Source organism: Psychrobacillus sp. FSL H8-0487 (genome assembly GCF_038008385.1).
In the GTDB taxonomy this organism is placed as follows: Bacteria; Bacillota; Bacilli; order Bacillales_A; family Planococcaceae; genus Psychrobacillus; species Psychrobacillus psychrotolerans.
In genome coordinates this window covers 78629-91322 of record NZ_JBBOZA010000001.1, presented here as the reverse complement: position 1 = coordinate 91322, position 12694 = coordinate 78629, and the positions used below count along the sequence as shown (strand labels likewise).

Below are 12694 nucleotides of genomic sequence, written 5' to 3'. Positions count from 1 at the left end.
GAACATTCAAAACTGAACTGCAAAACGTTAAGATACGAATAAAGATTCGTATTCCGATATTATCCTTAGAAAGGAGGTGATCCAGCCGCACCTTCCGATACGGCTACCTTGTTACGACTTCACCCCAATCATCTGTCCCACCTTCGGCGGCTGGCTCCCGTAAGGGTTACCCCACCGACTTCGGGTGTTACAAACTCTCGTGGTGTGACGGGCGGTGTGTACAAGGCCCGGGAACGTATTCACCGTGGCATGCTGATCCACGATTACTAGCGATTCCGGCTTCATGTAGGCGAGTTGCAGCCTACAATCCGAACTGAGAACGGTTTTATGGGATTTGCTCACCCTCGCGGGGTTGCGACCCTCTGTACCGTCCATTGTAGCACGTGTGTAGCCCAGGTCATAAGGGGCATGATGATTTGACGTCATCCCCACCTTCCTCCGGTTTATCACCGGCAGTCACCTTAGAGTGCCCAACTAAATGCTGGCAACTAAGATCAAGGGTTGCGCTCGTTGCGGGACTTAACCCAACATCTCACGACACGAGCTGACGACAACCATGCACCACCTGTCACCGCTGTCCCCGAAGGGAAAAGCCTATCTCTAGGCCGGTCAGCGGGATGTCAAGACCTGGTAAGGTTCTTCGCGTTGCTTCGAATTAAACCACATGCTCCACCGCTTGTGCGGGCCCCCGTCAATTCCTTTGAGTTTCAGTCTTGCGACCGTACTCCCCAGGCGGAGTGCTTAATGCGTTAGCTGCAGCACTAAGGGGCGGAAACCCCCTAACACTTAGCACTCATCGTTTACGGCGTGGACTACCAGGGTATCTAATCCTGTTTGCTCCCCACGCTTTCGCGCCTCAGCGTCAGTTACAGACCAGAAAGCCGCCTTCGCCACTGGTGTTCCTCCAAATCTCTACGCATTTCACCGCTACACTTGGAATTCCGCTTTCCTCTTCTGTACTCAAGTCCCCCAGTTTCCAATGACCTTCCACGGTTGAGCCGTGGGATTTCACATCAGACTTAAAGGACCGCCTGCGCGCGCTTTACGCCCAATAATTCCGGACAACGCTTGCCACCTACGTATTACCGCGGCTGCTGGCACGTAGTTAGCCGTGGCTTTCTAATGAGGTACCGTCAAGGTACGAGCAGTTACTCTCATACTTGTTCTTCCCTCACAACAGAGTTTTACGATCCGAAAACCTTCTTCACTCACGCGGCATTGCTCCATCAGACTTTCGTCCATTGTGGAAGATTCCCTACTGCTGCCTCCCGTAGGAGTCTGGGCCGTGTCTCAGTCCCAGTGTGGCCGATCACCCTCTCAGGTCGGCTACGCATCGTCGCCTTGGTGAGCCGTTACCTCACCAACTAGCTAATGCGCCGCGGGCCCATCCTGTAGTGACAGCCGAAACCGTCTTTTAACATCTCCCCATGAGAGGAAATGGATTATTCGGTATTAGCCCCGGTTTCCCGGAGTTATCCCAATCTACAGGGCAGGTTGCCCACGTGTTACTCACCCGTCCGCCGCTAAATCAGAAGAAGCAAGCTTCTTCGTCATTCGCTCGACTTGCATGTATTAGGCATGCCGCCAGCGTTCGTCCTGAGCCAGGATCAAACTCTCCATAATAGTTCACTTCCAGTATGCAGAGCACATTGAAAGCGAACAAATTAGAACTAGTTTAAAAGCTCATTTTGTTTTGCTGGCATCATCATTAAATGATGTCCAAAATTGTTTTGCTATCATCCTAACAAGTTAGTTGAAAGCTATGTTTCTTAACGTTTTGCATGTTCAGTTTTCAATGTTCATGTTGTTGCAATGTCGTTTTGGCGACTTTAATATCATACCAAATCCTGATATCGTTGTCAACAACTTTTTTTAATTTGTTTTTCGTGTAAGTCACTAATGAAAATGACAACTTGATAACTATACCACCTGTAAAACGTTCTGACAAGTGGTTTTCATAAATTTTATTTAAAAACTTCTAACGACTATTCTACACACAATATATAGTATAAATATAAAAAGTGAGCCACTACTAATAGTAGTAACTCACTTTTTATAATACCTATCTTAATCTTTATGACGCATTGTCGGAAATAATAGTACATCGCGAATAGAGGCTGAGTTAGTTAATAACATCACTAATCTATCTATACCGATACCTAGACCACCTGTTGGCGGCATTCCATACTCAAGCGCTTCTAAGAAATCTTCATCCATTTCATGCGCTTCGTCATTACCAGCTTCTTTTTCTACCATTTGTGCTTCGAAGCGCTGACGTTGATCAATAGGATCATTTAACTCTGTAAAAGCATTCGCATGCTCACGACGGACGATGAATAATTCAAAACGATCAGTAAAGCGGCCGTCTTCTGGATTTTTCTTCGCAAGTGGTGATACTTCTACTGGATGACCAAAGATAAATGTCGGTTGCACTAGTGTTTCTTCTACTTTTTGTTCGAAGAATTCATTTAATACATGTCCTACTTCCATAGATGGTCTTACATCTACTCCGTGCTCCTTAGCTAAAGCGTGCGCCTCTTCCTTTGTAAGCTCTGCCCAGAAGTCAACACCCGTAGTTTCTTTTACCGCATCAGCCATATGCCAACGTCTCCAACCCGGCGCAAGATTAATCTGATCTTCCCCGTAAGTTACCGTAGTTGTCCCTAAAACATCTTGCGCTACATGAGCAACTAAGTTTTCCGTTAGATTCATAATATCATTATAGTCTGCATAAGCTTCATACAATTCAATCATCGTAAACTCTGGGTTATGGCGTGTAGATACACCTTCGTTACGGAATACACGACCAATTTCATAGACTTTCTCTAATCCACCTACGATAAGGCGTTTTAAATGTAATTCAATTGCGATACGCATATATAATTCCATATCTAACGCATTATGATGCGTTATGAAGGGACGAGCTGCTGCTCCACCTGCTATTGTATGTAACATTGGTGTTTCCACCTCTAAGTAGCCTTCGTTATCTAAGTAACGACGCATAGCACGAATAATACGACTTCTCGTTATAAATGTATTTTTACTTTCTTCACTAGTCATTAGATCTAAATAACGTTGACGATAACGTTGCTCGACATCTTTTAAGCCATGGAATTTCTCCGGCATCGGTCGTAGAGATTTAGTTAAGAATGTGAACTCAGTTGCTTTTACAGATAGCTCTCCAACTTGTGTACGGAATACATTTCCACGTATACCCACTATATCTCCTAAATCAGCTGTATTAAATAACTCATAAGCGTCATCACCAATAGCATCTTTACGTACATAAATTTGAATTTGGCCACCAAGATCCTGAATATGTGCAAATCCTGCTTTTCCTTTTCCACGCTTCGTCATAATTCTACCAGCAATAATCACTTCATGTAGTGTTTCTTCTAATTGTTCTTTTGTAAATTGATCAAACTCAGTAACTACTTCATTACTTAAATGTGAACGTACGAATTTACTACCAAAAGCATCTAGCCCTTTTTCTTGTATTGAAGCCATCTTTTGTCTTCTCACCAAAAGTTGATCGTTTAATTCTTCCATATTAGACATGTTCGTCACTCCTCCACTATCTATTATCCGTAATTACTTTTTCACGTTGCATTTATTGTACACAATTTCTGCATTCTAATCATCTTTTTCTAATAGAAGAATACTTTTTCTATTATTCTGATTATGGTTTTAAACGGAAAAAGCTGCCACCTATAGTGACAGCCCTTTGGTTTATCGATTAAATCAGGATAGATTCTGCAGCCTCATATTCTTTAGAAGACTCTTCTGCAAAGTAACGTAAATAGTCTTTTAACTCTTGTGCAGATTCAGTTTGATTAATCTTGTTTCTTGCTATACCATTGCCCCGAATACCTTTTAAGTACCAAGAAGCATGTTTGCGCATTTCTCTAACCGCAATATTTTCACCTTTTAGGGCCATTAAACGTTCAAAATGCAGTAAGCATATGTCCATTTTTTCTTGTACAGTTGGTTCTGGTTTTAACAGACCCGATTCCAAGTACTCTACTGTACGGTAAATCATCCACGGATCACCTAGCGCAGCACGACCAATCATAACTGCATCTACACCTGTCTCATCTAGCATACGTTTTGCATCTTGAGGTGTATTTACGTCACCATTTCCGATAACAGGAATATTCACTGCCTCTTTCACTTGACGTATTAAATCCCAGTTTGCATGTCCTTCATACATTTGGACGCGTGTACGACCATGGACAGCTACTGCTGATCCGCCAGCACGTTCTATAGCTTGGGCATTTTCCACCATATATAGATGTTCTTCATCCCAACCAGTACGCATTTTCACACTTACTGGTTTTTTAACGTTATCTACTACCGCTGCAACCATTTCATAAATCTTGTTAGGATCCAAAAGCATTCTAGCTCCAGCCTCGCATTTAATGATTTTGTTTACAGGACAACCCATATTGATATCAATGATATCCGCTGACGTGTTTTGGTCAACATACTTAGCTGCTTCTACAAGAGTTTCTTTTTCTCCACCAAAAATCTGAAGTGATAGTGGATTTTCACGCTCGTCAATATAAAGCATACTCAAGGTTCTTTCGTTTTTCTGTACAATCCCTTTATCCGAGATCATCTCAGCGTATACTAAGCCAGCTCCGAATTCCTTTACAGTCAATCGAAATGCTGAATTACAAATACCAGCCATTGGTGCTAATACTACTCGATTATCCATTATGTGATTACCTATTTTAAATGGTTTTGTCGATGCATTTGCCATCATTGTTCACCTACCTTTGTTTCTCCTTTTAATTCTTCTACTTGTATATGAAGTATAGAGGCAATCTTTTCTAATTGCTCCTCACTCGGAATTCGTTTACCCTGCTCAATTTGACCAAGTATAGACACAGACATTTCCATTTCTTTTGCAAGTTCAACCTGCTTTACCATTTTTAACCTACGAAATGCACGAATGCGCCGACCCCATCGAATGTTCTCCATAAATGGACGCCTTCTTTCTGAACTTGCGCAGCATCTGCTATTAACTGCTTAGATTGCGGATCTACTAAATCCGCCTGTAATTCCACAAGTGGTATAAGCACGAAGCCTCTTTCCATCATCCGTGGATGTGGGATAATAAGGTCCTCTGTTTTCATATTCTCTTTATTATACAACAAAATGTCAAGGTCTACAGTTCGGGGCCCCCAATGGATTTCTCGAGTTCGTCCTAATTGTGCCTCTATCTCATTACACTTTTTTAACATTTCATGTGGACTACATAACGTTTCAATCTTTACTACCATATTCAAAAATGCAGCCTGATCCTCATACCCCACCGGGTCTGTTTCATAAACCGAAGATACTTTGACTACATTCACTCCTTCTACTTGCTGCAACAACCGCACTGCTTGCTGAAGGAACTCCAAACGATTTCCTATGTTTGATCCTAGCGATATAAATACAGGATTCATCATAATGTCCCTCTAGTAATATCGACGGCCACAGAAGCATAATGTCCAACAATCGGGGGATTCGGTTTTACTAATTGGATACGGCAGCCACTAACCTTCTCTGCATATTCTTGTAAGATAGATGTAGCGACTTTTTCTGCAACTGCTTCTATTAATAAATACGGTTTGCCTTCTACTATTCCTTTGCATAGCTCAAAGACCTCTGCATAGTTTACAGTTTCCTCTAAATTATCGGTTTCACCTGCTTTTTTCAAATCACATGCTAACGTGATGGTTACTCTAAATATTTGACCTAACTTTGTTTCCTCTGGCAATGCTCCGTGAAATCCGTAAAATTCTAAGTCATTCAAATGTATATAATCCATTTATATTACGCCTCACTTTCCATATACTTCACTTTTCCAGTCAATACATCCATCATTTTCGTCATACGAGTTATTTCTTTTACATCATGTACTCGCACCAAATGACACCCAACTTGAACACCATAACAAACTGTTGCTCCAGTACCTTCCATTCGTTCATCGACAGGAAGATTCAAAACGTTACCGATTAATCGTTTACGAGACGTTGCCAATAATACAGGGTAACCCATCTCAACTAAATCACTTAAATGCTGTATCATCCAGATGTTTTGAGTAGTTGATTTGGCGAAACCAATACCCGGATCCAACCATATATGCTCGTCCGGAACTCCAGCCGCTTTCGTTATTTGAATACTCTCTTCTAAATCTTGTTTTGCTTCTGACCAGAAATCAGCATACTCTTCATTGTCTCTATTGTGCATCAATATTATCGGAACTCCATGATCAGCTGCAATTTTTGCTATTTCAGGATCTCTCTTAGCTCCCCAAATATCGTTTATCACATGTGCACCCGCAAGTACTGCAGCTTTTGCAACTGCAGATTTATATGTATCAATCGAGATTACTGTATTTACTTCTGCTCTTATCGCTTGAATGACAGGAACAACACGAGCAATTTCTTCATCATCTGAAATACGGGTATAGCCAGGTCTTGTAGATTCACCGCCAATATCTATTATTTTGGCACCATCAGCAACCATTTGTTTCGCTCTTGCAACAGCAGTTTCTATTTTGTTAAACTTTCCACCGTCTGAAAAAGAGTCAGGAGTAATATTTAATATACCCATCACAATCGTTTCCTTCTGAAAGTCTAACGCAACTCCACCAGCTTCAAACTTGCCACTATTTTTGTGTAAATTCATCATTCGATCCCTTCTTGCTGTATGCATCTTTTATAGCTATCATGTAACGCCTTATAAACTGGTCCCGCATTACCCCAAAACTGGATTTTCCCCAATTGCTTAATCGGTATTATTTCCTGTACCGCATTAGTGATAAATACTTCATCCGCCTTTTCTAATTCATCCTTTGTGAAGAAACCTTCTTCCACTTCAAATAAAGAACAGTTTCTCACCCACTCACGTGTCGTACCTGCTAAAATACCCGTTTGTAAAGATGGAGTATACAACTTCCCATTAGTGGACCAAAAAATGTTCGATGTTATTCCCTCTGCTACAAACCCATCTACCGTTAGGAAAAAACCTTCACAAGAAGCTAGCGACTCTAACTCGAATCTAGCTTGTACGTTATTCGCATAGTGGTGGGATTTATGACGCATACCACTTTCAGGAGTATTTCTAACTGTCTCTAGCCAGATAGCAGATTTCTCTGTGCCCCTAGTTGCAATTTGCAATGCTTTACGATATAAAATTACTGTCGGCTTCTTATAATACGAAGGTTGCAAACCAATGTCGTGGGGACCAGCCGAAATATTCAACCGAAAATAGCCATCCTCCCCATGATTCGCTTCTGTAAGTGCTGCTACCGCTGCAATTAGCTCCTGTTCTTCACAGGGCAACTCTATTCGGAAGTCGGAAAGTGCCCGGCATAAACGATTCCAGTGCGCATCCCATAAAAAAACTTTTCCATTGTATGTACGAAACGTTTCAAAAAAGCCAAGTCCATATAAAAAGCCGTGATCATATGCAGATACCATTAGTTCGTCTGCGCGGTAAAGTCTTCCATCTTTCCATGCATCCATTTAATGACTCTCCTTAGCGGTAAAGTTATACGTTTCAACAAAGTTACGGATGATTTTTTTACCTTCTTCGGTCATGATTGACTCCGGATGGTATTGAACTCCCTCTACAGCATACTTTTTATGACGAAGTCCCATTATTTCCCCTTCTTCTGTCCAAGCGGTAATCTCCAAACAGTCCGGTAATGATTCTCTTTCCACAAGTAAGGAATGGTACCTTGTCGCCTGAAAAGGATTTGGCATATTGCTATTCACACCAGTTTCGTCATGGAAAACTGGAGAAACTTTCCCATGCATCAAACGTTCGGCACGTATAACCTTTCCTCCAAATGCTTGTCCAATAGCCTGGTGACCTAAACAAACACCCAGAATAGGAATCTTCCCTGCAAAATACGTAATTACCTCCAAACTAATACCAGCTTCATTTGGTGTACATGGTCCAGGCGACACAACAATGACTTGAGGGTCTAGTTCTAGAATATTCTCTATAGTTATTTCGTCATTACGAACCACCTTTACTTCAATTTCTAACTCTCCTATATATTGAACGAGATTATAAGTAAAAGAATCATAGTTATCAATCATTAAGATCATTTGTACCCTCCTTCTGCCATAGCCTTCGCCTGCCACACTGCTTTTGCTTTGTTTAATGATTCCGTATATTCCGCGCTCGGTACCGAGTCAATGACAATGCCAGCACCAGCTTGTATATGAGCCATCCCGTCTTGAATAAATGCAGTACGTATTACAATATTAAATTCTAAATCTCCGGAAAATCCTAACCACCCAATTGACCCTGTATAAAGCCCTCTACGCACTGGCTCTAGCTCTTCGATTATTTCCATCGTCCGAATTTTAGGTGCACCGGTTATCGTACCTCCAGGGAACATTGCACGAATGATCTCTTTATTGGATGTACCAGATTGAAGTGTCCCTTTTACATTAGAGACAATATGCATCACATGAGAGTATTTTTCTATAACCATAAACTCATCCACTTCCACTGTTCCATAGGACGAAACACGGCCAAGGTCATTTCGCTCCAAGTCGACAAGCATGACATGCTCCGCACGCTCTTTTTCATTTTCAATCAATTCATTTGCTAACAAGATATCTTCCGAGTCACTTTTCCCCCGCGGTCTTGTTCCAGCAATTGGTCTTGTAGATAACTCAGTCCCCTTTTTCTTTACTAATAATTCGGGGGATCCTGAGACAACTGAGAACTCTGGTGCTTGTATATAAGCCATATAAGGAGAAGGGTTGAATGCACGCAATGCTTCATACATTTCTATTGGACTTACTTTCAATTGTTTCGATTGTCTGACAGATAAGTTAACCTGGAAAACGTCGCCTTGCGCTATGTATTGTTGAACTTTCGATACGGCAGATTCAAACTCACTTGAGCTTACCGACACCTTTAACTCAGCTGGGTCTTCCGCTACTTCCATTGCAGAACCAGGATGAAACTTCCTTAAATCCATTCCCTTTTCAGCTGCTTCCATATACTCTTGCTTTAGTTCCATTAAATCTACATCACAAGTAGAGAGCTTCATTAACGTGACCACTTCTGTTTTTATATCTAATACTGCCCAACAATCGTATAGATGGAAATAGATATCTGGAATATGTAAATCATTCTCAGCCAAATCCGGTAAAACTTCTATCTTCCTTGCATAATCATAACTAATAAAACCAATAGCCCCACCTTGGTAGTCGGGTAGATTTTGCTGAAAAGGCAACTTATATTCAGAAACTAGTTTTTCTAACTCCTCTAGTGCCTCTCCTTCACGAACTTCTCTTTCTCCACTTCTCCAATGAATCTGCAAGCCATTTTCTACTGACTTTGCTATAGCTACAGGATTCCAAGCTGCAACAGATAAGTGACCACCCCTGCCACTCTCTAAAAACACGTTATATGGTTGCTCTTTTGTTAACATTTTATAAGCATAGAAAAAAGTTTCCTTTGTCAAATGAAAGGTATGTGTCTCTAGTTTGATATTCACTTTCTCAAATCCCCCTATAAACGATTTGATTTCATCTTAACTTGAAACTACTCCTTTTCGCCACTAAGAAAATAATTGAAACTATTTATAAAATAGAAATACAGAAAAAAGAGGAAGCATTAACTGCTCCCTCTCTTCATATTTTCTATCTATTTGTTATTAATCTTCGAATTTGTATAAAGGTGTGCTTAAGTAACGCTCTCCATTATCCGGAACAATCGCTAATACCTTTTTCCCTTTTCCAAGTTCTTTAGCAAGTTGAAGGGCCGCATAAATTGCTGCACCTGCAGAAACTCCACCAAGAATACCTTCTAGTTTCGCTACTTCACGAGAAGTGGCATATGCATCGTCATTCGTTACTTGAATGATTGAGTCATAAAGCTTTGTATCCAGAACTTCTGGTATAAATCCTGCACCAATACCTTGAATTTTATGAGGGCCTGGTTTACCACCAGATAATATATTTGAATCAGTTGGCTCTACTGCAGCAATATGGATACCTGGGAAGTTTTCTTTTAACACTCCACCTGCTCCTGTAATTGTTCCACCAGTACCAATACCTGATACAAATCCATCTAATTGATCGAATGCCTCTACGATTTCAGGACCAGTTGTTAAGCGATGGATTTCTGGATTTGCTCCATTATTGAATTGTTGGGGCATAAACCAACCATTTTCTTTTGCAAGCTCTTCCGCTTTTGCAATAGCACCCTTCATACCGTCAGCACCAGGAGTTAATACAAGGTCCGCTCCGTAAGCGCGAAGTAGGTTTCTACGCTCTAAGCTCATAGTATCAGGCATAACTAATACAGCGTTATAGCCTTTTGCTGCCGCTATCATAGCAAGACCAATCCCTGTGTTACCACTTGTAGGCTCTATAATTGTGCCATTTTCTTTTAACTTACCTTCTTTTTCAGCAGCTTGAATCATGGCCATTGCGATACGATCCTTTACGCTACTCCCTGGATTAAAGTATTCAAGTTTTACATATACCTCAGCATCTTCAGGGTTTCCTACACGGTTTAATTTTACGATTGGTGTATTTCCGATCAAATCCAATACAGATTGCGCTAACTTCGTCATTTCTCCACTCCCAATCCCTACTTGTCTAATAGGTTTTATTTCTTAATCATACCAATGATTCAGTGAAAATGTCAATAAATTTACATTCAATATTTCTGAATATTCCATCATGAAAATTTATCCATATTATCATTTAAGCGATAGAATACTAAAAGTAACTCGTGTATAATTGATTATTTACAATGATTATACTTCGGAGAATTTTGTGCAAATGTCAACTTAAATTTAATGAAAACAAATCTAAGATGATCGGGGTTTTTTTATGAATAATATACTAGTTAGAAATAATGTGAAAATTTTAGGTGAGGGCGACCGTACTATTATATTCGCACATGGTTTTGGATGCGATCAAAATATGTGGAGATATATTACACCATTTTTTGAAAAAAATTATCAAATAATCTTGTTTGATCATGTAGGGTCAGGAAATTCAGATTTAACTGCGTATGATTTCGAAAAGTACAGCACACTTCATGGCTACGCTCAGGACGTTTTAGACATTCTGGAAACACTCAAATTAAAGAATGTTATATTTATCGGACATTCGGTCAGTTCCATGATTGGCATGCTTGCATCTATTGAACGCCCTGAATACTTCAGTAAAATGATAATGATTGGACCTTCTCCTTGCTATATCAATGAGGGGGACATATATCATGGTGGGTTCGAAGAAAAGGATGTCCTAGAACTACTCACTATGATGGAAATGAATTATTTTAGTTGGGCTAGCTTTATGGCACCGCTCGGTATGAAAAACCCTGACGTTCCTGCACTAACAGAAGAACTTGAAAAGAGCTTTACTCGATCAAATCCTTTAATAACTAGACAATTTGCTGAGACTACGTTCTTTTCTGACCATCGTGCAGATTTAGATAAAGTAACAACACCTACGTTAATAATGCAATGTTCTGATGACAGTATCGTACCTCTAGTAGTAGGCAATTATTTACACGAGCATATGAAGAATAGTACGCTTTACTTAATGGAAGCTAAGGGGCATTACCCTCACCTTAGCCATCCCAAAGAAACGATTAGTTATATAAATAATTTTCTATTGACGTAAATATTTGAATTGGAAGGATGTACTTTGATGGATAAGAGATTGTATAGTTTGCCGTGTGGTTACATTTCCATGACGCCACAAGGAGTAATTTTAGATGTAAATAGAACATTCCTTGAGATGGGAAACTACACACAAGACAATTTAATCTCCAATCATATTGAATCTATTATGTCCGTTGCCAATAAATTATTGTTCCACTCCTGTTTTTATCCTTTTATCCAACTAAATGGATATGTGGATGAAATATATTTAAACTTAAAAGGAAGTAACGGTACAGATATTCCAGTATTATTTAACGGGAAATATTATGAGGAAACTGATGTTGTAGATTGTATTTTTGTACATATGGGTAGACGAATAGATTATGAACAAGAAATACGTCAAGCTAAAATACTAGTAGAGGAAGCATATCGTGAGAAGAATGCCGCTTTAGTAAAAATGGAAGAACTACATCTTGAGCTTGAACATAAGCAAATAGAATTACTAAAACTAAACAATAAGCTCGAGATACTTTCCATTACTGACGGGCTTACTGGTTTAAAAAACCGCAGATACTTCATTGAAAAATTAGATGAATACTTAGTGCAACTTAAACAAACCAATTGCCTCTTTTCACTGTTAATATTAGATATTGATCATTTTAAAACGGTCAATGATACACACGGACATCTTGTAGGTGATAAGGTTTTAATCCAATTAACTAAGCTATTGGCGGATTTTTTCCCAAAAGACTATACGATCGCTCGATATGGTGGTGAGGAATTCGTTGTAATTTTGCCTTTGAGAAATGAGGAAGAGTCTTTAAAAGAAGCAGAGCTATTAAGAAGTACCATTCAATTTGCTAAATGGGAGATCATGAAAATTACCGTGAGTATTGGTGTAGCGACTAGTAATCCTATGGATACAACCTCTTCTATTATGGCACATGCAGATAAAGCACTCTATTCTTCAAAGGAAAGCGGAAGGAATAAAGTGACACATGCTACTTTTCAGATCATCTAAATTAAAAAAGACCATCTTTATTATAA

Annotated in this window: 12 protein-coding genes and 1 rRNA gene; 2 read left to right on the top strand and 11 right to left on the bottom strand. The window is 39.9% G+C overall.

Annotated features, from left to right (window positions below; translation table 11 throughout):
* Positions 1-69 precede the first annotated feature (69 nt).
* The 11 genes from MHI47_RS00435 to cysK form a co-directional block, all read right to left on the bottom strand.
* Positions 70-1623, bottom strand: a 16S ribosomal RNA gene (locus MHI47_RS00435).
* Between the two features lie 444 nt (positions 1624-2067).
* Complete coding sequence (gene lysS / locus MHI47_RS00430) at positions 2068-3558, bottom strand: lysine--tRNA ligase (protein ID WP_340761096.1); 1491 nt, start codon at positions 3556-3558, stop codon at positions 2068-2070.
* 178 nt (positions 3559-3736) lie between these two features.
* Positions 3737-4762: a tRNA dihydrouridine synthase DusB gene (gene dusB, locus MHI47_RS00425; protein ID WP_340771281.1), complete on the bottom strand. Its 1026-nt coding sequence runs from the start codon at positions 4760-4762 to the stop codon at positions 3737-3739.
* Positions 4762-4983 carry a helix-turn-helix domain-containing protein gene (locus MHI47_RS00420; RefSeq protein WP_093538663.1) on the bottom strand — a complete coding sequence of 74 codons (222 nt, stop codon included), beginning with the start codon at positions 4981-4983 and terminating at the stop codon, positions 4762-4764. Before MHI47_RS00420 ends, dusB begins: the two co-directional genes overlap by 1 nt.
* A complete protein-coding gene (gene folK, locus MHI47_RS00415; protein ID WP_340829004.1) occupies positions 4935-5456 on the bottom strand; it encodes a 2-amino-4-hydroxy-6-hydroxymethyldihydropteridine diphosphokinase in 522 nt (173 codons plus the stop codon). Before folK ends, MHI47_RS00420 begins: the two co-directional genes overlap by 49 nt.
* Positions 5453-5818, bottom strand: coding sequence for a dihydroneopterin aldolase (gene folB / locus MHI47_RS00410; RefSeq protein WP_093538661.1), 366 nt, complete (start codon positions 5816-5818; stop codon positions 5453-5455). The genes folK and folB overlap by 4 nt, the downstream gene beginning before the upstream one ends.
* A 5-nt stretch (positions 5819-5823) precedes the next feature.
* On the bottom strand, positions 5824-6681 hold the full coding sequence (gene folP / locus MHI47_RS00405; RefSeq protein ID WP_340831969.1) for a dihydropteroate synthase: 858 nt from the start codon (positions 6679-6681) through the stop codon (positions 5824-5826).
* Positions 6681-7520 (bottom strand): aminodeoxychorismate lyase, encoded by an 840-nt coding sequence (gene pabC, locus MHI47_RS00400; RefSeq protein ID WP_093538660.1) that lies wholly within the window; start codon positions 7518-7520, stop codon positions 6681-6683. Before pabC ends, folP begins: the two co-directional genes overlap by 1 nt.
* Positions 7521-8111, bottom strand: a complete 591-nt coding sequence (gene pabA, locus MHI47_RS00395) for an aminodeoxychorismate/anthranilate synthase component II (protein WP_340829003.1) — start codon at positions 8109-8111, stop codon at positions 7521-7523.
* The gene (locus MHI47_RS00390) at positions 8108-9520 is read right to left on the bottom strand and encodes an anthranilate synthase component I family protein (RefSeq protein WP_340829002.1); all 1413 of its coding nucleotides are present in this window, start codon (positions 9518-9520) and stop codon (positions 8108-8110) included. The genes pabA and MHI47_RS00390 overlap by 4 nt, the downstream gene beginning before the upstream one ends.
* A gap of 159 nt (positions 9521-9679) precedes the next feature.
* Positions 9680-10603, bottom strand: a complete 924-nt coding sequence (gene cysK, locus MHI47_RS00385; RefSeq protein WP_093538658.1) for a cysteine synthase A — start codon at positions 10601-10603, stop codon at positions 9680-9682.
* Between the two features lie 262 nt (positions 10604-10865).
* On the opposite strand from cysK, the gene MHI47_RS00380 reads away from it, so the two are divergent.
* Both MHI47_RS00380 and MHI47_RS00375 read left to right on the top strand, forming a co-directional pair.
* Positions 10866-11666, top strand: a complete 801-nt coding sequence (locus MHI47_RS00380) for an alpha/beta fold hydrolase (protein WP_093538657.1) — start codon at positions 10866-10868, stop codon at positions 11664-11666.
* 27 nt (positions 11667-11693) lie between these two features.
* Positions 11694-12668 (top strand): sensor domain-containing diguanylate cyclase, encoded by a 975-nt coding sequence (locus tag MHI47_RS00375; RefSeq protein WP_340829001.1) that lies wholly within the window; start codon positions 11694-11696, stop codon positions 12666-12668.
* Positions 12669-12694 lie beyond the last annotated feature (26 nt).

Bases quoted from the DNA above. Each gene is read 5' to 3' on its own strand.
- folB (WP_093538661.1), bottom strand. From the start codon at position 5,818: ATGGATTATATACATTTGAATGACTTAGAATTTTACGGATTTCACGGA.
- MHI47_RS00375 (WP_340829001.1), top strand. From the start codon at position 11,694: ATGGATAAGAGATTGTATAGTTTGCCGTGTGGTTACATTTCCATGACG.
- folK (WP_340829004.1), bottom strand. From the start codon at position 5,456: ATGATGAATCCTGTATTTATATCGCTAGGATCAAACATAGGAAATCGT.
- folP (WP_340831969.1), bottom strand. From the start codon at position 6,681: ATGAATTTACACAAAAATAGTGGCAAGTTTGAAGCTGGTGGAGTTGCG.
- pabA (WP_340829003.1), bottom strand. From the start codon at position 8,111: ATGATCTTAATGATTGATAACTATGATTCTTTTACTTATAATCTCGTT.
- dusB (WP_340771281.1), bottom strand. From the start codon at position 4,762: ATGGCAAATGCATCGACAAAACCATTTAAAATAGGTAATCACATAATG.
- MHI47_RS00380 (WP_093538657.1), top strand. From the start codon at position 10,866: ATGAATAATATACTAGTTAGAAATAATGTGAAAATTTTAGGTGAGGGC.
- cysK (WP_093538658.1), bottom strand. From the start codon at position 10,603: ATGACGAAGTTAGCGCAATCTGTATTGGATTTGATCGGAAATACACCA.
- pabC (WP_093538660.1), bottom strand. From the start codon at position 7,520: ATGGATGCATGGAAAGATGGAAGACTTTACCGCGCAGACGAACTAATG.
- lysS (WP_340761096.1), bottom strand. From the start codon at position 3,558: ATGTCTAATATGGAAGAATTAAACGATCAACTTTTGGTGAGAAGACAA.
- MHI47_RS00420 (WP_093538663.1), bottom strand. From the start codon at position 4,983: ATGGAGAACATTCGATGGGGTCGGCGCATTCGTGCATTTCGTAGGTTA.